The 275-nt window shown below is 38.9% G+C and carries 1 protein-coding gene; it reads left to right on the top strand.

What is annotated here, in order from left to right:
* Positions 1 to 275 (top strand): Mov34/MPN/PAD-1 family protein (locus tag SB772_RS40605; protein ID WP_410838600.1); only part of this gene is annotated, 275 nt, incomplete at both ends.

Here is a 275-nt window from a genome sequence, read left to right as displayed (position 1 = left end):
CCTGTCTACACCGAAGATAACTGATTTTAGAACGCCCGTTTACTATAAAAGAGGCGTACATGGTCATCAAGAGCATTTAAATCAATTGCATGATTCTAGTCAAGGCCGTATTCAGTATTTAGGAGAGTGGCATACGCATCCACAAAAGAACGCTAAACCTTCTTCTACAGACTATAGAGAATGGAGTAAAACGTGCAAATACTTCAAAGAACAACCTGTATTATTTTTTATTGCAGGGGTGCATGAGGATTGGCTTGGTATCCAAAAAAATGCAG

It is taken from the genome of Paraburkholderia sp. SIMBA_030 (assembly GCF_046535245.1).
Lineage (GTDB): Bacteria > Pseudomonadota > Gammaproteobacteria > Burkholderiales > Burkholderiaceae > Paraburkholderia.
This window is presented reverse-complemented; position numbering and strand designations above follow the sequence as displayed.